The organism is Cupriavidus sp. H19C3, from assembly GCF_049393815.1.
In the GTDB taxonomy this organism is placed as follows: domain Bacteria; phylum Pseudomonadota; class Gammaproteobacteria; order Burkholderiales; family Burkholderiaceae; genus Cupriavidus.
On the sequence record NZ_CP184985.1, the window covers coordinates 2180498 to 2200436 of the forward strand.

The 19939-nt window shown below is 68.0% G+C and carries 19 protein-coding genes; 14 read left to right on the forward strand and 5 right to left on the reverse strand.

The features are described from left to right. Nucleotides 1-16 precede the first annotated feature (16 nt). The 4 genes from DFLDMN_RS10135 to DFLDMN_RS10150 all read left to right on the forward strand — a co-directional run bounded on the left by DFLDMN_RS10135 (nt 17) and on the right by DFLDMN_RS10150 (nt 3043). A complete protein-coding gene (locus DFLDMN_RS10135; protein ID WP_423198372.1) occupies nt 17-1060 on the forward strand; it encodes an LLM class flavin-dependent oxidoreductase in 1044 nt (347 codons plus the stop codon). A 59-nt stretch (nt 1061-1119) separates the two neighbouring features. Continuing rightward, nucleotides 1120-1620, forward strand: coding sequence for a dUTP diphosphatase (gene dut, locus DFLDMN_RS10140; RefSeq protein ID WP_423194843.1), 501 nt, complete (start codon nt 1120-1122; stop codon nt 1618-1620). A 110-nt stretch (nt 1621-1730) separates the two neighbouring features. Next, nucleotides 1731-2138, forward strand: a complete 408-nt coding sequence (gene gloA, locus DFLDMN_RS10145; RefSeq protein WP_423194844.1) for a lactoylglutathione lyase — start codon at nt 1731-1733, stop codon at nt 2136-2138. 53 nt (nt 2139-2191) lie between these two features. Next, complete coding sequence (locus DFLDMN_RS10150; protein ID WP_423198373.1) at nt 2192-3043, forward strand: DMT family transporter; 852 nt, start codon at nt 2192-2194, stop codon at nt 3041-3043. Nucleotides 3044-3110: 67 nt separating this feature from the next. On the opposite strand, the gene trpS is transcribed toward DFLDMN_RS10150, so the two are convergent. Genes trpS through DFLDMN_RS10175 form a run of 5 tightly spaced genes read right to left on the reverse strand, consistent with a single transcriptional unit; the run spans nt 3111 to nt 10174 of the window. Then, nucleotides 3111-4133, reverse strand: coding sequence for a tryptophan--tRNA ligase (gene trpS / locus DFLDMN_RS10155; protein ID WP_423194845.1), 1023 nt, complete (start codon nt 4131-4133; stop codon nt 3111-3113). A 37-nt stretch (nt 4134-4170) separates the two neighbouring features. Then, entirely contained in the window at nt 4171-5001 is an 831-nt protein-coding gene (gene rsmA, locus DFLDMN_RS10160) for a ribosomal RNA small subunit methyltransferase A (protein WP_423194846.1), read from the reverse strand. Between the two features lie 18 nt (nt 5002-5019). Beyond that, on the reverse strand, nt 5020-6144 hold the full coding sequence (gene pdxA / locus DFLDMN_RS10165) for a 4-hydroxythreonine-4-phosphate dehydrogenase PdxA (RefSeq protein ID WP_423194847.1): 1125 nt from the start codon (nt 6142-6144) through the stop codon (nt 5020-5022). A 22-nt stretch (nt 6145-6166) separates the two neighbouring features. Next, the gene (locus DFLDMN_RS10170) at nt 6167-7654 is read right to left on the reverse strand and encodes a peptidylprolyl isomerase (RefSeq protein ID WP_423194848.1); all 1488 of its coding nucleotides are present in this window, start codon (nt 7652-7654) and stop codon (nt 6167-6169) included. Nucleotides 7655-7663: 9 nt separating this feature from the next. Next, nucleotides 7664-10174 carry an LPS-assembly protein LptD gene (locus DFLDMN_RS10175; protein WP_423194849.1) on the reverse strand — a complete coding sequence of 837 codons (2511 nt, stop codon included), beginning with the start codon at nt 10172-10174 and terminating at the stop codon, nt 7664-7666. Between the two features lie 180 nt (nt 10175-10354). Here DFLDMN_RS10175 and DFLDMN_RS10180 point away from each other — a divergent pair, with 180 nt between their 5' ends. The 10 genes from DFLDMN_RS10180 to purH all read left to right on the forward strand — a co-directional run bounded on the left by DFLDMN_RS10180 (nt 10355) and on the right by purH (nt 19874). After that, nucleotides 10355-11401 (forward strand): aminoglycoside phosphotransferase family protein, encoded by a 1047-nt coding sequence (locus DFLDMN_RS10180; RefSeq protein WP_423194850.1) that lies wholly within the window; start codon nt 10355-10357, stop codon nt 11399-11401. Between the two features lie 3 nt (nt 11402-11404). Further along, complete coding sequence (locus tag DFLDMN_RS10185) at nt 11405-12181, forward strand: AzlC family ABC transporter permease (RefSeq protein ID WP_423194851.1); 777 nt, start codon at nt 11405-11407, stop codon at nt 12179-12181. Continuing rightward, a complete protein-coding gene (locus DFLDMN_RS10190; protein ID WP_423194852.1) occupies nt 12178-12513 on the forward strand; it encodes an AzlD domain-containing protein in 336 nt (111 codons plus the stop codon). The genes DFLDMN_RS10185 and DFLDMN_RS10190 overlap by 4 nt, the downstream gene beginning before the upstream one ends. Next, entirely contained in the window at nt 12510-13322 is an 813-nt protein-coding gene (locus DFLDMN_RS10195; protein ID WP_423194853.1) for a nucleotidyltransferase family protein, read from the forward strand. Before DFLDMN_RS10190 ends, DFLDMN_RS10195 begins: the two co-directional genes overlap by 4 nt. 88 nt (nt 13323-13410) lie before the next feature. Further along, the gene (locus DFLDMN_RS10200) at nt 13411-14805 is read left to right on the forward strand and encodes an aminopeptidase P N-terminal domain-containing protein (protein WP_423194855.1); all 1395 of its coding nucleotides are present in this window, start codon (nt 13411-13413) and stop codon (nt 14803-14805) included. Continuing rightward, on the forward strand, nt 14802-15332 hold the full coding sequence (locus tag DFLDMN_RS10205) for a hypothetical protein (protein ID WP_423194856.1): 531 nt from the start codon (nt 14802-14804) through the stop codon (nt 15330-15332). The genes DFLDMN_RS10200 and DFLDMN_RS10205 overlap by 4 nt, the downstream gene beginning before the upstream one ends. A 7-nt stretch (nt 15333-15339) precedes the next feature. Continuing rightward, nucleotides 15340-16659, forward strand: a complete 1320-nt coding sequence (locus DFLDMN_RS10210) for a UbiH/UbiF/VisC/COQ6 family ubiquinone biosynthesis hydroxylase (RefSeq protein WP_423198374.1) — start codon at nt 15340-15342, stop codon at nt 16657-16659. A 312-nt stretch (nt 16660-16971) separates the two neighbouring features. Further along, the gene (dusB, locus tag DFLDMN_RS10215) at nt 16972-18048 is read left to right on the forward strand and encodes a tRNA dihydrouridine synthase DusB (RefSeq protein WP_423194857.1); all 1077 of its coding nucleotides are present in this window, start codon (nt 16972-16974) and stop codon (nt 18046-18048) included. Then, nucleotides 18045-18278 carry a Fis family transcriptional regulator gene (locus DFLDMN_RS10220; RefSeq protein WP_019447044.1) on the forward strand — a complete coding sequence of 78 codons (234 nt, stop codon included), beginning with the start codon at nt 18045-18047 and terminating at the stop codon, nt 18276-18278. The genes dusB and DFLDMN_RS10220 overlap by 4 nt, the downstream gene beginning before the upstream one ends. A 21-nt stretch (nt 18279-18299) precedes the next feature. Beyond that, nucleotides 18300-19874 carry a bifunctional phosphoribosylaminoimidazolecarboxamide formyltransferase/IMP cyclohydrolase gene (purH, locus tag DFLDMN_RS10225; protein ID WP_423194858.1) on the forward strand — a complete coding sequence of 525 codons (1575 nt, stop codon included), beginning with the start codon at nt 18300-18302 and terminating at the stop codon, nt 19872-19874. Nucleotides 19875-19939: the final 65 nt, after the last annotated feature.

Here is a 19939-nt window from a genome sequence, read left to right on the forward strand (position 1 = left end):
CACTCCTGAACCGGGCATGCCCCCATCGACCACGCCGTCACCGGGCCGCCCGCGCCTGCGCCTGTCCGTACTCGATCAAAGTCCGGTGATTGCCGGGCACACCGCGCGCGACGCGCTCGCGGCCACGGTCGACCTCGCGCAGATGGCCGACGAGCTTGGCTATACGCGCTACTGGTGCGCGGAACACCATGGCCTGCACGGCGTCTGCAATCCCGCGCCCGAGGTCATGCTGGCGCGCCTCGGCGCGGCCACGCGGCGTATCCGGCTGGGGTCCGGCGGGGTGATGCTGCCGTACTACAGCCCGTTCAAGGTCGCCGAGCAGTTCCGCATGCTCGAAGCGCTCTTCCCGAACCGCATCGATCTCGGCGTGGGCCGCGCGCCCGGCGGCGATATGCGCACCGCGCAGGCGGTGGCCATGGGCCAATACAATCGCGGCGACCAGTTTGCCGAGCAGGTGCGCGACCTCGCATGGCTGCTGGGCGGCGAAGTCCCCGCCGGGCATCTCGCGGACGGCGTGCTGCTGCAGCCGGTTATCGATACGCGCCCGGAACTCTGGGTGCTTGGCTCGAGCGACTACGGCGGCGCGCTGGCCGCACAGCTCGGTCTGCGCTTTGCATTCGCACACTTCATCAACGCCCATGGCGGCCATGCGGTGGCGCGGCAGTATCGGGAACGGTTCGAAGCCGGCTACGCGGACGCGCCCTACAGTGCGGCAGCCGTGTTCGTGATCTGCGCCGATACGGAACGCGAAGCTGACGCGCTGATGCAGGCGGTCGATATCCGACGCCTGCAGATGGCGTATGGCGTCAACGCACCCATCCCGTCGCTTGCGCAGGCCGCCGACTTCGCGCCCAATGAACGCGACCGCATGATCATCGAGCGTGAACGGCCCCGCACGATCTGCGGCACCCCGCAGACGGTGACGGAGAGCATGCTGGCATTGCGCGAGCGCTTTGCCGCGGACGAGCTCGTGGTGCTCAGCGTGACCGCGAGCTATGCGGCGCGCCAGCGTACCTACGAGCTGCTGGCGGCCGCCTTCGAGCTGGACCCTGCCAATTAGCGGGGCGCGGCCCGACTCGCGCTATCATCCCCGTTTTGCCGCAGCCAAACCCGATATCCATGAGCGCTCCGCTGAACCCTTCCGTTGAAATCAAGGTCCTCGACACCCGCCTGAACGACTGGGGCCTGCCGGCCTACCAGAGCGACATGGCCGCCGCCATCGACCTGCACGCGTGCGTGGACGGCCCGGTCACGATCGAAGCCGGCACGCCCGCCCAGCTGATCCCGGCTGGCATCGCCGTGCACATGGGCAACCCGTACATGGCCGCGACGATCGTGCCCCGCTCCGGCCTGGGCCACAAGAAGGGCCTCGTGCTCGGCAATTCCATCGGCGTGATCGATGCCGACTACCAGGGTCAGATCATGGTCAGCGTGTGGAACCGCAATGCGGCGGGAACCGAGCCGATCGTGATCCAGCCGGGCGAACGGATCGCACAGATGATGTTCGTACCGGTGCTGCGCCCGGTCTTCACTACGGTCAGCGAGTTCTCCGCGGACAGCGCCCGCGGCGCTGGCGGCTTTGGCTCGACGGGCGTGCATCACGCCGGCACCCGCGCCTGAGCGGCGGTGGGGCCCGTCTGCGGCGATCGGCGTAACCGGCATAAAATGGCGGGGATAACGTAACGCCGCCACTCCGGCAGGCGTCCATTCCTCCTCAGAAGGCCCCCATCATGCGAATTCTCCATACCATGCTCCGCGTTGGCGACTACCAGCGCTCGATCGACTTCTATACGCGCGTGCTCGGCATGCAGTTGCTGCGCGAGAGCGACAACCCGGAGTACAAGTACCGTCTCGCCTTCGTCGGCTATGGCCCCGAGAGCGAAGGCGCGGTGATCGAACTGACCTACAACTACGGCGTCGACAAGTACGATCTCGGCTCGGCCTACGGCCATATCGCGCTGGAAACCGATAATGCGGCCGCCGCGTGCGACCGCATCCGCGCAGCCGGCGGCAAGGTCACGCGCGAGGCTGGTCCGGTCAAGGGCGGCACCACGGTCATCGCGTTCGTCGAGGATCCGGACGGCTACAAGATCGAGCTGATCGAGCGTCATTCGACGCGCGACGCCGCGCGTCCGTGAGCACGACGGCGCCGGCCGTCCGGCGTCCACTCGATGGCCTGGCCGTTGGCCTGATGGTCGTGTTGTGTGCGGCGTGGGGTCTGCAGCAGGTGGCCATCAAGGTCACCGCCCCGCATGTCGGCCCGGTACTCCAGGCCGGCCTGCGTTCGGCGGTCGCCGCGCTGCTTGTCTTCGCCTTTGCCTCCTGGCGCCGGACGCCGCTCTGGCAGCGCGACGGCACCCTCGGACCGGGCTTGCTCGCAGGCCTGCTGTTCGGTGCCGAATTCCTCTGCATCTTCATCGGCCTGGGCTACACCACGGCGTCCCGCATGGCCGTGTTCCTCTATACGGCACCCATCTTCACCGCGCTCGGCCTGCACCTCACGGTGGCGAGCGAACGGCTGCGCGGTGCGCAATGGCTCGGTGTCGTCGCCGCGTTCGGCGGCATGGTGCTCGCATTTGCCGACGGCATGACGGCCTCGGTATCGCACGCGAGCACGCTGCCGGGCGATGCGCTCGGCGTCCTGGCCGGGGCGCTATGGGCCGCCACCACCATCGTCGTGCGCGCCAGCAAGCTGGCCGGCGCACCCGCCAGCAAGACGCTGTTGTACCAGCTCGCGGTCTCCGCGGTGGGACTGATCGTGCTGGCGCTGATGATCGGACAGCATCACGACGCGCGCGTGAACGGCCTGGTCCTGGCCAGTCTGTTCTATCAGTCGGTATTGATTGCGTTTGCGAGTTATCTCGCCTGGTTCTGGCTGCTGCGTCAGTACCTGGCGTCGCGGCTGGCGGTATTCTCGTTCCTTACGCCGTTATTTGGCGTCGCCTTTGGCGTGCTGCTGATGAACGATGTGGTGGGGGTACGGTTTGCCGTGGCGGCGATGATGGTCCTGGGCGGGATCGTGCTGGTCAACCGCAAGGGTTGAGCCGGACGCCCTCCCCCGCTTGCGCGAGGAGAGGACAGGCCGCGGTCACGCTTGACCGCGACCGGGGTCAGAACGAGAACATGCCCAGCGCGGCACGCACTTCGTCGAGCGTCTGCTGCGTCAGCTCGCGGGCTTCGGCGGTTCCCTTCTTGAGAATGTCGAATACATAGCCGGGATCCTTCGCCAGTTGTTCGCGGCGCTCGCGGATCGGGCGCAGCAGCTCCTGCAGGATGCCCTCGACCCGGCGCTTGAGCACCATGTCGCCCAGGCCACCACGGCGATAGTGCTCCTTGAGCGCTTCCACTTCCTCGACATTCGGGTCGAAGGCATCGAGGTAGGTGAATACGACGTTGCCTTCGACCTGGCCGGGATCGGACACCTTGAGGTGATTCGGGTCGGTGTACATGCGGTGCACCGCTTCCTTGATCTGCTCCGGCGAGGCGCCCAGCGGAATCGCGTTGCCCTGCGACTTGCTCATCTTGGCCTTGCCGTCCACACCCGGCAGGCGGCCGTGCTTCGGGATCAGCGCGGCCGCTTCCGGCAGCACCGTGCGTCCCACCTGATGATTGATGCGGCGCACGATCTCGTTGGTCTGCTCGATCAGCGGCGCCTGGTCCTCGCCTACCGGCACCAGCACGGCCTTGAAGCCCGTGATGTCGGCGGCCTGCGATGCCGGATAGCACAGGAAGCCCGCCGGGATATCGCGGCCGAAGCCGCGCGCCTGGATTTCTTCCTTGATGGTCGGATTGCGCTCGAGGCGCGCCACCGTGACGAAGTTCAGGTACATCAGCGTCAGCTCGGCCAGCGCGGGCAGGTGCGACTGCACCGTGATGGTGGTCTTGGCCGGATCGATCCCCACCGCGAGGTAGTCGAGCGCGACCTCCAGCACGTTGCGGCGCACCTTGTCCGGGTCGTGCGCGTTATCGGTCATGGCCTGCGTGTCCGCCAGCAGCAGGTACTGCTTGTGCGAGTCCTGCAGCGACACGCGGCTCTTGAGCGAGCCGATGTAGTGGCCGAGGTGGAGCGGGCCGGTGGGGCGGTCGCCGGTCAGGATGACGGGACGCGGATCGGAAGTCGTTTGGGCTGTCATGGCGTCACAGGGGAATCGAGACAAATTCTTTTGGGGCTTACAGGGCGGCACGCGTGCCGGCGCCAACCAGTCGTGCGAGTTCGACGTATTCGGCGACCGGGACCTCCTCGGCGCGGCGGCCGAGATCGAAGCCGAGCGCGTCGAAGTCGACCTGGTCGCGCAGAAACGACAACGTATTGCGCAGCACCTTGCGTCGCTGCGAAAACGCGGCGGCCACCACGTCGCCGAGCACGTCGACGTTGCAGGCGGCATACGGCGACTGCAACTGGCCGTCGGGCAGCCGCGGCCAGGGAATCATGCGCACCACCGCCGAGTCGACCTTCGGCGGCGGATTGAACGACGCGGGCGGAACGTCGAGCACATGCTCCATGTGATAACGCACCTGCAGCATGATCGACAGGCGGCCGAACGCCTTGCTGCCGGGCGTGGCAACCATGCGCTCCACGACTTCCTTCTGCAGCATGAAATGCTGGTCGCGCACCTGGTCCGCAAAGTTCATCAGGTGAAACAGCAACGGGCTGGAGATGTTGTACGGCAGGTTGCCGACGATGCGCAGCGTGCGCCCGGGCTCGACCAGCCTGGCGAAATCGAACTGCAGCGCATCGCCCGCATGCACATCGATGCGGTTGCCATAACGGCGACGCAGCCGGTCGACGAGATCGCGGTCAAGCTCGACCACGTGCATGCGCGGCAGGCGCTCGAGCAGCGGATCGGTGAGCGCGCCGAGGCCGGGACCGATCTCGACCATCACGTCGTTGGGCTGCGGATCGATGGCATTGACGATGCCATGGATGATGCCGTCGTCGACGAGAAAGTTCTGACCGAATCGCTTGCGGGCCACATGGCCCTGATGAACGTTTGAACGCATGATATCTGGAGCCTGGCGTCAGCGCGGCAGATGCCGTCCGCCGCCATCGCTCGCCTGGTGGTCTCCCATGGTGCCGTTGCCGCCGTTGCCGCCGATACCGTTGGCATGGCCCGTCATGGCGATTGCACAGAGTATGGCCTCGATCATGCTGCCATGCTCGGCGCGGCCGCTGCCGGCCAGGTCGAGCGCGGTACCATGGTCCACCGAGGTCCGGATGAACGGCAGCCCGAGCGTCACGTTGATGCCGTGCCCGAACGTGCCGTATTTGAGCGGCGCGAGTCCCTGGTCGTGGTACATCGCCAGCACGCAGTCGGCTTCGCGCAGGTGGCGCGGCTGGAACAGCGTGTCGGCCGGATACGGGCCGCGCGCGTCGATGCCGGCGTCGCGCGCCAGTTCCAGCGCGGGCCCGATGATGTCGATTTCCTCGCGCCCCATATGGCCGCTCTCGCCCGCATGCGGGTTGAGGCCGGTCACGAGAATGCGCGGACGCGCGATACCGAAGCGCCGGCGCAGGTCGCTGTCCACGATGGTGAGCGTCTCCAGCAGCAACGGCACCGATAACGCGTCCGGCACCGCGCGCAACGGCAGATGGGTCGTGGCCAGCGCCACGCGCAGCATGGCGTTGTCATGCGCGGGTTGCGGCCCGGCGAGCATCATCACCACGCGCGGCACGCCGGCACGCTCGGCAAGATATTCGGTATGCCCGGTGAACGGGACGCCGGCGTCGTTGATCGTGCTCTTCTGCACAGGCGCCGTGACCAGCGCGGCAAACCGCGGCGCGGTACCCGGCTCGCCCAGCAGACCGTCGATGGCGGCATCCAGCAGGGCCAGCACATAGCGGCCATTGCGCGCATCGAGCCGGCCCGCTTGGCAGGGCACGTCCAGCGGGATGTCCTCGATCACCACGTCGCCCTCGCCCAGCCGCCGTGCCCACGCGTTGCCCACCCCGAGCGCCGCGGCACGGGCCGCCAGCAGGCGCGCATCGCCAAGCACGTGAAAGCGGTAGCGGCCGTCGTGATTGCCACCGGGCCGGCGCCCGTTATGGTGGGGCCCGGCCAGCTGCAACAGCGCGCCGATCGTGATGTCGGGGCCGATGCCGGCGGGTTCGCCGGTGGAGATGGCAAGCGCGAGCGGTTCAGGCATGTCTGGTCACGAGCCGCGCGTCTCAGCGCTGGCGGTTGATCCGGTATTCGACGTACGCGGCGCTGCGCAGCTGGCGCACCCAGTCGTCGTAGGCGGCGCGCAGCTTCTGCTCGCGTACCTCGGCGCGGGCGAAATCGCGCTGCTTCTCGGGCGACACCTCGGTCTCGCGGCGGTTGAGCACCTGGATCAGGTGCACGCCGAACTGCGTGACCACGGGCTCGGAAATCTCGCCCGGACGCAGCCGGTTCATGGCCTGTTCGAACTCGGGCACGAGCTCGCCTGGCGACACCCAGCCCAGCTCGCCGCCGTTGGAGGCGGAGCCGTCCTGCGAATAGCGGCGCGCGATGTCGGCAAAGTCCGTCCCGTGCGTGATGCGGTCACGCAGGCCCTGGAGCTGGCGCGTGGCTTCGGCCTCCGGCATGTTGGGGCCGGTGCGAATGAGGATATGGCGCACCTGCGTCTGCGCGATATGGTTGGTGGCCTGCGGCGTCGAGGCCGACGGCGCCGTGCGCTTGGCGGCCAGCTTGATCACGTGGAAACCGTTGGCGCTTTCCACGACCTCCGGCGCCACTGCGCCCGGCTGCAGATCGACCACGGCATTGGCGAACAGCGCCGGCAGGCGGCCAATCTCGCGGAAGCCGAGCTCGCCGCCCTGGGCCGCTTCGGGGGCCTCGGAGTTGGCCTTGGCCAGCGCGGCAAAGTCTGCGCCACCCTGTGCCTGCTTGAGCAGACCTTCGGCCTTGGCCTTCAGTTCGGCCTTCTGCGCCTCCGAGGCGCTCTCCGGCACGCGCACGAGAATCTGCGCGACGTTGAACTCGGTGGGGCCGCTCACGGCCGCCGGCTGGCCGCTGCGCGCGGCCAGGTAGTTGTCGATTTCGCCGTCGTAGACCTGCACCTTGGCATCGACCTCGCGCTCGCGCAGGCGGATCACCTGCACCTGCTTGCGCAGTTCGTCCCGATACTTGGTCCAGCTCATGCCGCTGGCCTCCACGCGATTGCGCAGTTCGGTCGCGCTCAGGCGGTTCTGCTGCGCCACCGACTCGATGGCGCGGTCGACTTCCTGGTCCGTGACGCGAATGCCGGCTTCCTGCGCGGCCTGCGTCTGCACGCGTTCCATCACCAGGCGCTCCAGCACTTCGCCGAGCAGGTCGGCGCGCGGCGGCACGTCGCGCTGGGCGGTGCGCAACTGGTTTTCGATCTCGTCGGCGCGGTCGAGCAGTTCGCGACGGGTGATCACGCTGTTATTGACGATGGCAACCACCTCGTCGACCAGCTGCGAACGCTTCTCGCCCGACTGCGCCGACGGCACGCCCAGTTGCGGCTGGCTCGGCGCCACCGTGCGCTCCTGTCCGGCCTGCGGCAGGAAGATGCCGGTGGTGCGGCCGCCACCGCCGCCGGGGGCACGCAGTTGCGCCGCCGCAGGCACCGCCATGGCAGCCAGCACAGCCGACAGCAGCACGCGCTGCCACGAAGAAAACAGTGAAAACACGGCAAAAACTTGACGTTTCATCTTGTTCCGTCATTCATAGTGATCGAACTGGGATGTCGGCACCGGACGTGCGGAAACGGGCTCGTAGCCCGGCACGTTCAGGCGCAACATGTCCAGCGGATTGGAGCCGATCTTCGACAGCCCGCGGAATTCCACCTGCAGGAAGAAGCGCCCGGTGTAACCATCCGAAGTGTTGCGGAAGCGCTGGTAAACGAAGCGGCCCACCCAGCAGTCCGCCGCGTACTCAAAACCTGCCAGGGCATCGACGAGCTGATTCGCCGCCTTGTCGAATGCCACCCGGCCGATGCCGTAGGTGCGGCGCGTCAGCGGCCACTGGCCCGACAGCTCGATCTGGTCGATCGCGGTATTGTCCGTCACCGAGGTGGGACGGCGGTAGCGGTAGCCCACATTGACCAGCTTGCGCGATTCCGGACGCCACGAAAACGCCACGTTGGAGTAGTTCACGCGGTCATCTTCAGGACTGTACTGGATTCCGGCATCCAGGTAATAGCCCCGGAATAGCTGGACGGTCGTGGCCGCCAGCAGGTCGGAGTAGCTCGGCTTGGTATCCTGGGCCGTGCCCGATAGTTGCACGCGCTGGCCCGTGAAGTCGAAGCGCTGCGCGATGGTGCCGCGGAAACGCTCGACACCGGTATCGGATTCGATCAGGCGCGTAGTCAGGCCCGCCGTCAGCTTGTTGTTATCGGCGATGCGGTCGTAACCCGTGAACGGATTCTCGGTGAATATCTGACCGTAGCCAAAGTCTGTCTGCGAGGTATCGAACAGCGGAAACAGACTCTGGTCGCGGAACGGCGTGTAGACGTAGAAAAGGCGCGGCTCCAGCGTCTGCGTGAAACTGCGGCCAAACAGCTTGCTGACACCAGGCGCATCGCGCTCGAAGGTCATGCCCGAGTCCAGGCTGATGGTCGGCACGGTCCGGTTCAGGGTATTCGGTGCACCCGGCGTATTGGTGCCCGCATCCATGTTGTACTGGGCGGCATTGAAAATGACCTTGGGCGTCACGAACCAGCCGGCGCGCACGATCGGGTAACTGATCGACGGCTGGAGGAACAGGCGATCGCCCTCTGGCTGCTGGAAGCCCGTGGTCAGCAACGGAATGCGGAAGCGCGAGTAGTCCCCTTCAACCTGTACATCAAAGCCACCGAGGTTGTAGCGTGTATAGCGCGCGTTCAACTGCGGCTCACGCTGATACGACGGCTCGCTTGGCGACAAGGTCTGGAACTTCTGCACGCGTGCCAGGAACGTGAAGTCCTGCCAGTTGTACACCACCCCGCCTTCCTGGGTGTACTGCCGCAGCGTCGACTGCGCGACCGTACGCGTCAGGTCGTCGGGAAACTGGTCGTCCGAGACCTTGTTCACGTTGGCATAGGCGGACAGCCCTGGCGCCAGCTTCTGCGTATGCTGGATCGAGTACGACCACCGGTTGCGGTCCGCCTTCTTGTCATCCGGCAGGATGTCCGCGCGGATGCGGCCGCTGTAGGTCTCGCCCAGGTACCGATAATCGCCACCAAGCTGCACCCCGCGCGATGACAGGATCCGCGGATACAGCGTCAGGTCCCGGTTCGGCGCGATGTTGAAGTAATACGGCGCGGTCAGGTCGAAGCCAGAGCGCGAGCTGTAGCCGAACAGCGGCGGCAGGAAGCCGCTGCGCCGTTCCTCGTTGAGCGGGAACGTAAAGGCGGGCGATGCCGCGATCGGCACGTTGAAAAAGTGCAGCACGCCGCCATAGGCGGTGCCGACCTGCCGATCGCTGTCGAGATCGATCTTGCTCGCGCTGAAATACCAGTCCGCGTTGTCGGGCGAACAGGTCGTGTACGACGCGTGCTTGATGGTGCTGCGGTCCGGATCGAGAAAATCGATGCGTTCCGCGTGGCCACCGCCGCCCGTCTGCTGGAAATAATAGTCCGGCGACAGCATGTAGCCTTCGTTGGCCTCGATGCGCATCTTCGCCTCGGGACCGACCGCCACGGTGCCGTTCTTCGACAGCCGCGCGTTGCCCACCACGTGCGCCTCGTCGGTGTCCTGGTCGTAGGTCAGCCTGTCGCCCTTGACCACGGCGCCGTCGCGCCGCAGTTCGGCATTCCCTTCCAGGTCCACTCCCTTCTCGCTATACCCCGTCATGCGATCGCCCGAGACGAACGCCGGCGCATTCGGATTGGGCGCGCTCTTCTGCGGCGTCAGGCCAAAGTTGCTTGCCGCCCCCGGCGCAGCCGTCGCCGTGGCGGGCTCGGCCAGGCGCGGCACCAGTTCGCCCGCTTGCGGCGGCGGCGGCGCGGCTTCCGGGGTCTGGGTGACGGTGTCTTCGGGCAGGATGTCCGGAATCGAGGACGCGGCCCCGTACTGGGCATGAACATTCACCGACAGACCGGCCATGGCCAGCACGAGCGGCCGCAAGGCACTGGCCGGCAGCACGGCGCGCAGGCGCCGATACACGTCCGCGTGGCGTCCGGGCGTTCGGGTAGCCGTCTGGTGCGGTGATCGTAGCGGTGATCGTTGCGGTGATCGTCGTTGTTCGGTCATGCGAGCGGGTGGTCGTTCAGCCGGGGGCGGGCAGCGCGTGCGGTCCGCCAGAAGCAGGCCACAACGCCCGCCAACCCTTGCCGGAGCAGGCTGCCGGGCACAGGCGGCCCCTCCCGGAGGCCACCCGGTGCCCGGGTTCGGTCGGGTATTATACGGGCCATCCCATTCACCCTTTCCGGCATGGCAGCACTTTCTCTCGAGTCGGGCCACGACCCGCGTCTCGCCCAACTGAAAACCTGGGTCTCCGGACTCGGCCCGGCCTGGACGATCGACGCCGATTCCTGCGCCCCGGCCTCCGCCGATGCGAGCTTCCGGCGCTATTTCCGCGTACGTACCGGCCACCCGCGCCATCCGACCGCGATCGTCATGGACGCACCGCCCGCGCACGAGGACTGCAGGCCGTTCATCCACGTGGCGGCGCTGTTCGGCGCGGCCGGCGTGACGGTGCCCACCGTGCTGGCGCAGGACCTCGATCAGGGCTTCCTCCTGCTGGCGGACCTCGGTAACCAGACCTACCTGTCCCGCCTCGACGAATCCTCGGCCCACGGCCTCTATGGCGATGCCGCCGCCGCGCTGGTCAGGATCCAGGCCGCCACGCGCGCCGGCGAACTGCCGGCATACGACCGCGCGCTGCTCCAGCGCGAGCTTGACCTGTTTCCGCAGTGGTACATCGCGCGCCATCTTGGCGTCACCCTCGACGACGCCCGGCAGGCGGACCTGCGCGAGGTCATGGACGTGCTCATCGCCAACAACCTGGCCCAACCGCAGGTATACGTCCATCGCGACTATCACTCGCGCAACCTGATGGTGATGCCCGATGGCACCAACCCCGGCATCCTCGATTTCCAGGATGCCGTGATCGGCCCCATTACGTATGACGCGGTCTCGCTGTGGCGCGACGCCTATATCGAATGGGACGAGGAGCGGCAGCTCGACTGGCTGATCCGCTACTGGGAACGCGCGCGCAAGGCAGGTCTGCCGGTCGCGGCCGACTTTGGCGAGTTTTACCGCGACTTCGAGTGGATGGGCCTGCAGCGGCATCTCAAGGTCCTGGGCATCTTTGCCCGCCTGTATCACCGCGACGGCAAGGATGGCTATCTTGCCAACCTGCCGCTGGTGCTCAAGTACACGCGCCAGGTGGCGGGCCGCTATACCGAACTGCGTAAGCTGGTGCGCCTGCTGGACGCACTCGACGGAACCGAGAGCCCGGCCGGCTACACGTTCTGACCGATGCCTGACGCGCTTCCCGACGCAGGTTCCGACCCTGTCACCATCGCCACCCCGGGCGCCGAATGGTGGGCCGGGGTCCGCACGCTGCTGCCGATGCTGATCGGCGTGGCACCGTTCGGCCTGATCTACGGCGTGCTGGCGGTCAATGCGGGCATGCCCGCCTGGCTGGCCTGCGCGATGAGTGCGACGGTGTTCGGCGGTGCCTCGCAGATGATCCTCACCCAGTTGTGGGCCGGGGGCACGCCGGCACTCATCATGGTGTTCACGGTGGCGATGGTGAACCTGCGCCATGCGCTCTACTCCGCAACCATGGCGCCTGCGCTGGCGCATCTGCCGCGCCGCTGGAAGGCGCTGATCGCCTATCTGCTCACGGACGAAGCCTTCGCCGCCATGACGCGCAGGCTGGCCGATACCGGCGCGCGCATGCGCTACCGTCACTGGTTCTTCTTCGGCGCGGGCATGTCGCTGTGGACGTGCTGGCAGCTGTCGACGCTTGCGGGCGTGCTGGTGGGGGCGCAGATCCCGACCGACTGGCCGCTCGACTTCTTCCTGCCACTCACCTTCATCGCGATCATCGTGCCGGGGCTCCGGCACCGCGCCCAACTGGCGGCCGCGCTCGTAGCCAGCGGGCTGGCCGTGGCGTGCCATGGCATGCCGCACAAGCTCGGCATCATGGCGGCCGCCCTCGGCGGCATCGCCGCCGGCATGCTGCTGCTGGGCGGTGAGCGTGGCCGGCACGACAGGAACGGGCGCCCGCGCGAGGAGACCGCCGCATGAGCCCGGCCGCGCTGTTCATCGTCTTTCTCGCTGCCGGTGCCGCCACCTACCTGATCCGGCTGTCCTTCATCGCGGTGGAAGGCCGCGTGCGGCTGCCCGCCTGGTTCCGCATCGCACTGCAGTTCGTGCCCGCGGCCATGCTGTCGGCGCTGATCGCGCCCGACCTGCTGATGCGGGACGGCGCGCTCTTCCTGAGTCCGCACAACACGCGGCTGCTGGCCGGCCTGGTGGCGATCGGGGTGGCGGCGCGCACGCGCAGCGTCGGCTGGACCATCGTGGCCGGCATGGCGGCGCTGCTCGCCCTGGAATCCTTGCTGCAGGTGTCACCATGAAAGCCATGATCTTTGCCGCGGGCCGCGGCGACCGTATGCGCCCGTTGACCGATACCTGCCCCAAGCCGCTGCTGCCGGTCGGCGGCAAGCCGCTGATCGTATGGCAGATCGAGGCGCTCGCCCGCGCCGGCCTGACCGATATCGTCATCAACCACGCCTGGCTGGGTGCGCAGATCGAAGCCACGCTTGGCGACGGCGCGCGCCATGGCGTGCGCATTGCCTATTCGGCTGAAGGCACCGCGCTGGAGACCGCCGGCGGCATCGCGCGCGCGCTGCCGCTGCTGGCTGACGGCGCCGATTCGGCATCCACCGCATGGGGCGGGACCGCCGGCAGAGCGGCCGGCAGGACGGTCGACATGAGCGCAGGCATGAGCGCAGGCACGAGCGCCGGAGACACCGCCGGCGACATTTTCCTTGCGGTCTCCGGCGACATTTTCTGCGACTACGACTACCGCGCGCTGCTACCTCGCGCCGAGGCCATGCGCGGCGCGGACCGGCCGCGCATGCACCTGGTGATGGTGCCGAACCCGCCGTTCCATCCGCGCGGCGATTTCCTGCTCGATGGCGCAGGCCGGCTCCACCTGCCCGACGGCGCGGCCGCGGGCGAGCCCATGACCTTCGGCAATATCGGACTCTACGACACGCGCCTGTTCCGCGACATCGAGCCCGGACAGAAGGTGCCGATGACGCCGTACTACCGGGCCGCCATCGCCGCCGGCAGCGCCACCGGGGAACGCTTCGGGGGGCGCTGGGAAAACGTCGGCACACCGGCCCAGCTGGCCACGCTGGACGCGGCGCTGCGCGGCTGATATCGGACCCGCGCGCCGCGCGGCGCACGCATCACGCGGCCGGGAGGTTTAGAATCGGGATCATTCGCCCACAGCATTCCCGAACTCCATGACCGCTCCCGATCCCGCCCTTCTCGATGCCTGCCGCGATCGCCGCAACCGCGTGCTGCAACAATTGCGCAACGGCGGCGGTGGCGTCGCGATCGTGCCGACCGCGCCCGAGGCCATGCGCAACCGCGACAGCGACTATCCGTACCGGCACGACAGCTACTTCTACTACCTGACCGGCTTCACCGAGCCCGAGGCCGTGCTGGTGCTGGTGGCCAATGCCGACGGCAGCGGCCGCAGCATCCTGTTCTGCCGCCCCAAGCACGAGGAACGCGAGATCTGGGACGGCTTCCGCCACGGCCCCGAGGGCGCGCGGGCGGCATTCGGCTTCGACGAAGCGTATTCGGTCGAGGAAATCGACGCCAAACTGCCCCCGCTGCTGGCCAACCGCGCGCAGATCGCCTATCCGCTGGCGGCTTCCACGCGCACCGACATGCAGGTCAGGCGCTGGCTCGACGGCGTGCGCGCCCAGGGCCGGGCCGGGGTGTCGTCGCCCTCGGTTGCGCTGGACGTACGCACCTGGCTCGACGAAATGCGCCTGTTCAAGGATGCCGGCGAGGTGGCCATCATGCGGCGCGCGGCGGAGATTTCGGCGCAGGCGCACGTACGCGCCATGCGCGCCTCGCGCGAAGGCCTGCGCGAATACCATCTCGAGGCCGAGCTGCTGTACGAATTCCGCCGCCATGGCGCGCAGAGCGTGGCGTACAACTCGATCGTCGCGACCGGCGCCAATGCGTGCGTGCTGCACTATCGCGCCGGCCCGGCGGAACTGCGCAACGGCGACCTGTGCCTGATCGATGCCGGCTGCGAACTCGATGGCTACGCCTCCGACATCACGCGTACGTTCCCGGTCTCGGGCCGTTTCTCGCCCGCGCAACGCGAACTCTACGACCTCGTGCTGGCGGCGCAGGATGCCGCCATTGCGCAGACGCGTGCCGGCGTACCCTACAACGTGCCGCATGACGCCGCCGTGCGCGTGCTTGCCCAGGGCATGCTCGATACCGGCCTGCTCGACCGCAACAAGGAAGGCACGCTCGACGACGTGCTTGCCAGCGGCAGCTATCGTCGCTTCTACATGCACCGCACCGGCCACTGGCTCGGCATGGACGTGCACGATGTGGGCGAGTACCGGGTGCCGGGCCCGCCCCCGGCCGAGCACGACGGCGAGCGCCCGTGGCGACCGCTGGCGCCGGGCATGGTGGTCACCGTGGAGCCGGGCCTCTATGTGCGGCCGGCCGAGGATGTGCCCGAGCGCTACTGGCATATTGGCATCCGCATCGAGGACGACGCGGTGGTGACCGCCGGCGACTGCGAACTGCTGACCCGCGGTGTGCCAGTCAAGGCCGACGAGATCGAGGCCATCATGCGCGACAACGCCACGGGGGGCGCACGATGATCGGCTGGTTGCGCAAACTGTTTCCCTCCGCCCAGCCGGGCGGCCAGGCTCACGACCACGCGGGCGACCGTGCCCCCGTTACGGCGCGCCGCGCCAGTACCGGCGATCCGTTCGTCATCAATCTCTACGACGACCGCGCCGTGGTGCACCGGCCCGACGGGCAGCGCGAGGAAATCGCCTGGGACGCGCTCGAACGCGTAGTCGTGCGCGTCTCCGACCGTGCACCGTGGGCCGGGACCGCATGGTTGATCCTGGCCGGCGATACCGGCAGCAAGCAGGGCTGCGTGGTGCCGCTCGATGCCGCCAATCACGACGCGCTGGTCGCGCACCTGCGGACGCTGCCGGGCTTCAATCAGCAGAAGCTCGATAACGCGCTGCGCGACGCCGCGGCCGGCCGCTCCCGCACGGACGCAAATCTCTGGAAGCGCGGCGACGCGTCGCGCAACGTCGGCGAGACACCTGCCACGCCCGACAGCCATGGAGCAGAACATGGAACCGACCACAGCGAGCGCGGCGGCCATGCCTGACCGGTCCATGACGCCCGCGGCGCCGGCGGTGCCCGGCGCGCCCGAGGGGGCCGAGCCGCGCGATATCGTCATCGTCGGCGGCGGGCCGGTGGGCCTGGCGCTGGCGGCGCGGCTGCTGCGTACCACCGCATGGCGGCTGACGCTGATCGACGCAGCCACGCCCGCGCGCGCCGCGCGCGATCCGCGCGCCATCGCCCTGTCGCACGGCAGCCGGCAACTGCTCGAGCAGATCGGGGCCTGGCCGGTGCCGATGCAGCCGATCGAACATATCCACGTCTCGCAGCGCGGCCGCTTCGGCCACGTCAAGCTCCACCACGATGACTACGGTGTGCCGGCGCTTGGCTATGTGGTGCGCTATGGCGACCTGTGCCAGGCGCTGGAGCGCGCCGTGGGCCGCGCGGCGGAGGCTGCCCCGGGCCGGCTGGAACGCGTCTTCGAAACCCGTATCGACGACGTGATGCAGGAGCGCGCGCCCAGCGATCGGGCCGCGGGGAGCGGACAGCGGGCACACACCGCACACCCGGCGCATGCCGCCCATGCCGACCGCACCGCGGTACGCCTGACCGGCACCTCGCACGGCGACCACGAAGGCCTGCCGGTGGCCTTCTCCGCGCGCATCGTGGTGCAGGCCGAGGGCGGCCTGTTCCACCAGCAGGTGCGTCGGCACCGGCACGCCGCCGCGCAGGGCCGCCGGCGCGACTACAGCCAGACCGCGATCATCGGCCACGTCACGGCATCGCGGCCGCTCCCGGGCTGGGCGTGGGAACGCTTTACCGAGGAGGGCCCGCTCGCGCTGCTGCCACACGAGGATCACGGCACCTCCGGCTACGCGCTGGTGTGGTGCTGCCCCCCCGACGCGGCCACGCGCCGGCTCGCACTGCCGGAAGCGCAGTTCGTGCGGGAGCTCGGCGAAGCCTTTGGCACGCGGCTCGGCACGTTCGCGCTGCACGGCAAGCGCCATGCCTATCCGCTCGGGCTTAACGCCGCGCCGGTGACCGTGGACGGACGTGTCGCGGCAGTCGGCAACGCCGCGCAAACCCTGCACCCGGTGGCCGGACAGGGCCTCAACCTCGGTCTGCGCGATGCCTTCGCGCTGGCCGACTCGTTGCGTGCCGGCTGCACGCCGCAGGCGCTGGAAGCGTTTGCCGCGCGGCACCGCGTGGACCGCGCCGTGACCATTGGCGTGACCGATCTGCTGCCGCGCGTGTTCGGCGTGGGTGGCCCGCTGGCCGCGCATGCGCGCGGGGCCGCGCTGGCGGCACTGTCATGCACCGCGCCGCTCAAGCACGCGCTGGCACGGCAGATGATGTACGGCGTGCGGCGCTGATCGGCCCGTCATTCCGGCAAGGGTCCGGCCGCACTCCGGGCCATTGTTGCGGCGGCGGGCAGCGCCGCCGCGCCGATCGACGATATTTGCTCAATTCTTGAGCAGCCGCCCCGGTTTGGCGGTAAAATCGCGCCCTCTCGCCTGCAAACCCACCTCCACCGGACCACCCTCCGGCATGGAGGCGCGCCTGCATGGTGTGCCCGTCCAGTGCGCCGACTTTCCGGGCGAATGCCGTTGTCCGGACGCGTTGTGTGCCGGACGACTTTCCAACACTTCCCGACCGCGACCGGATCCGTCGCCTCGCAACCTATCGTGCAAATCGGCCCGCATCGTCTCCGTAACAACCTGTTTGTCGCGCCCATGGCGGGTGTGACCGACCGGCCGTTCCGCCAGTTGTGCAAGCAGCTCGGCGCCGGCTATGCCGTCTCGGAGATGGTGGCGTCCAACGCGCAGTTGTGGAAGAGCGAGAAGACCATGCGCCGCGCCAACCATGCCGGCGAGGTCGAGCCCATCGCGGTGCAGATCGCGGGTGCCGAGCCCGCCATGATGGCCGAGGCCGCGCGCTACAACGTCGATCGCGGCGCGCAGATCATCGACATCAACATGGGCTGCCCCGCCAAGAAGGTCTGCAATGTGGCGGCCGGCTCCGCCCTGCTCCAGAACGAACCGCTGGTCGCGCGCATCGTCGAGGCCGTGGTCGGCGCGGTGGGCCAGCGCGTGCCCGTGACGCTCAAGATCCGCACCGGCTGGGACCGCGAGCACCGCAATGCGTTGCGTGTGGCGCGTATCGCCGAAGACGCCGGCATCAGCATGCTGACCGTGCACGGCCGCACGCGCGCCGATCTCTATCACGGGGAAGCCGAGTACGACACCATCGCCGCGGTCAAGGCGGCGGTGCGGATTCCGGTGGTGGCCAATGGCGATATCACTTCGCCACACAAGGCGCGCCACGTGCTGACCGTGACCGGCGCCGATGCCATCATGATCGGCCGCGCGGCGCAAGGACGGCCGTGGCTGTTCCGCGAGATCGAGCATTTTCTCGCCACCGGCGAGCTGCTGCCCTCGCCCGAGGTGGCGGAGATCCGCGCCATCATGAACCACCATCTGGCGGACCACTACGCGTTTTACGGCGAATTCACGGGCGTGCGCACCGCGCGCAAGCATATCGCCTGGTACACGCGCGGCCTCAAGGGTGCCAACCTGTTCCGGCATCGCATGAATACGCTGGAATCGACCGACGCGCAGCTCGAGGCCGTCAATGCCTTCTTCGATGAACAGGCGCTGATCTCGGATCGCCTGGTCTATGTGGAAGAGCCCGGCGGAGCCGCCGGCGAGGACAGACAAGAAGACTTCGACAACAACAAGAAACGGGAATTGCTTGCCGCATGAGCCGCAACGCCATCGACCAATGCATCCGGGACAGCCTGGATACCTACTTTCGCGACCTCGACGGCGAAGAGCCGTCGAACATGTACAACATGGTGCTGGAGGCCGTCGAGCGTCCGCTGCTGGAAGCCGTGATGGTGCGCGCCGAGCGCAACCAGTCGCTGGCCGCCGCCTATCTCGGCATCAATCGCAACACGCTGCGCAAGAAGCTGCAGCAACACGGTTTACTTTGAATTGAAGCGTTCCCCCCAGCCATGATCAAGCAAGCCCTTCTCTCCGTATCCGACAAGACCGGCATCGTCGACTTCGCGCGCGAACTGAACGCGCTCGGCGTGGTGCTGCTTTCCACCGGCGGCACCGCCAAGCTGCTGGCCGATGCCGGCCTGCCCGTCACCGAGGTAGCCGACTACACCGGCTTTCCGGAAATGCTCGACGGGCGCGTGAAGACGCTGCACCCCAAGGTGCACGGCGGCATTCTCGCGCGTCGCGATCTGCCCGAGCACATGGCCGCGCTGGCGAAGCACGACATTCCGACCATCGACCTGCTGGTGGTGAATCTCTACCCGTTCCAGCAGACCGTGGCCAAGGACGACTGCACGCTGCCGGACGCGATCGAGAACATCGACATCGGCGGCCCGACCATGCTGCGCTCGGCGGCCAAGAACCACCGCGATGTGACCGTGATCGTCGATCCGGCCGACTATGCGCCCGTGCTCGACGAAATGCGCGCCAACGGCAACCAGGTGGGCTACGACACCAACTTCCGCCTGGCCACCAAGGTCTTTGCGCACACCGCGCAATACGATGGCGCCATCACCAACTACCTGACCAGCCTCGGTAGCGACAAGACGCACGCCGGTCGCAGCGCCTACCCGCAGACGCTCAACCTCGCCTTCGAGAAAGTGCAGGAAATGCGCTACGGCGAAAATCCGCACCAGTCGGCCGCGTTCTACCGCGACCTCAAGGTCATCGACGGCGCGCTGGCCAATTACGTCCAGCTGCAGGGCAAGGAACTGTCGTACAACAACATCGCCGACGCCGATGCGGCGTGGGAGTGCGTGAAGTCGTTCGACGCGTCCGCCGGCGCGGCCTGCGTCATCATCAAGCACGCCAACCCGTGCGGCGTGGCGCTGGGCGTGAACGCGCTGGAGGCCTATGACAAGGCGTTCAAGACCGACTCGACCTCGGCCTTCGGCGGCATCATCGCGTTCAACGTCGAGCTCGACGAAGCGGCCGCGCAGGCGGTTGCCAGGCAGTTCGTGGAAGTGCTGATCGCGCCGTCGTTCAGCACCGCCGCGCGCAACGTGTTCGCGGCCAAGCAGAATGTGCGTCTGCTGGAAATTCCGCTCGGCAAGGGCGTGAACCAGTACGACCTCAAGCGCGTGGGCGGCGGCCTGCTGGTGCAGAGTCCCGATGCGCGCAACGTGCAGCCGTCCGAGCTGCGCGTGGTCACGCGTCGTCATCCGACGCCGAAGGAGATGGACGACCTGATGTTCGCGTGGCGCGTGGCCAAGTTCGTCAAGTCGAACGCCATCGTGTTCTGCGGCGGCGGCATGACGCTCGGCGTGGGCGCGGGCCAGATGAGCCGTGTCGACTCGGCGCGTATCGCCAGCATCAAGGCCCAGAATGCCGGCCTGACCCTGGCCGGATCGGCGGTGGCGTCGGACGCGTTCTTCCCGTTCCGCGACGGCCTCGACGTGGTGGTCGATGCGGGCGCGACCTGCGTGATCCAGCCGGGCGGTTCGGTACGCGACGACGAAGTGATCGCGGCCGCCGACGAGCGCAATGTCGCCATGGTGCTGACCGGCGCGCGGCATTTCCGTCATTGAGTTGACCCGGCGCTGATATCGCGCTGCGCCCGGCGGATGCGAGGCGGGCGCGGCGCCGCGACAAG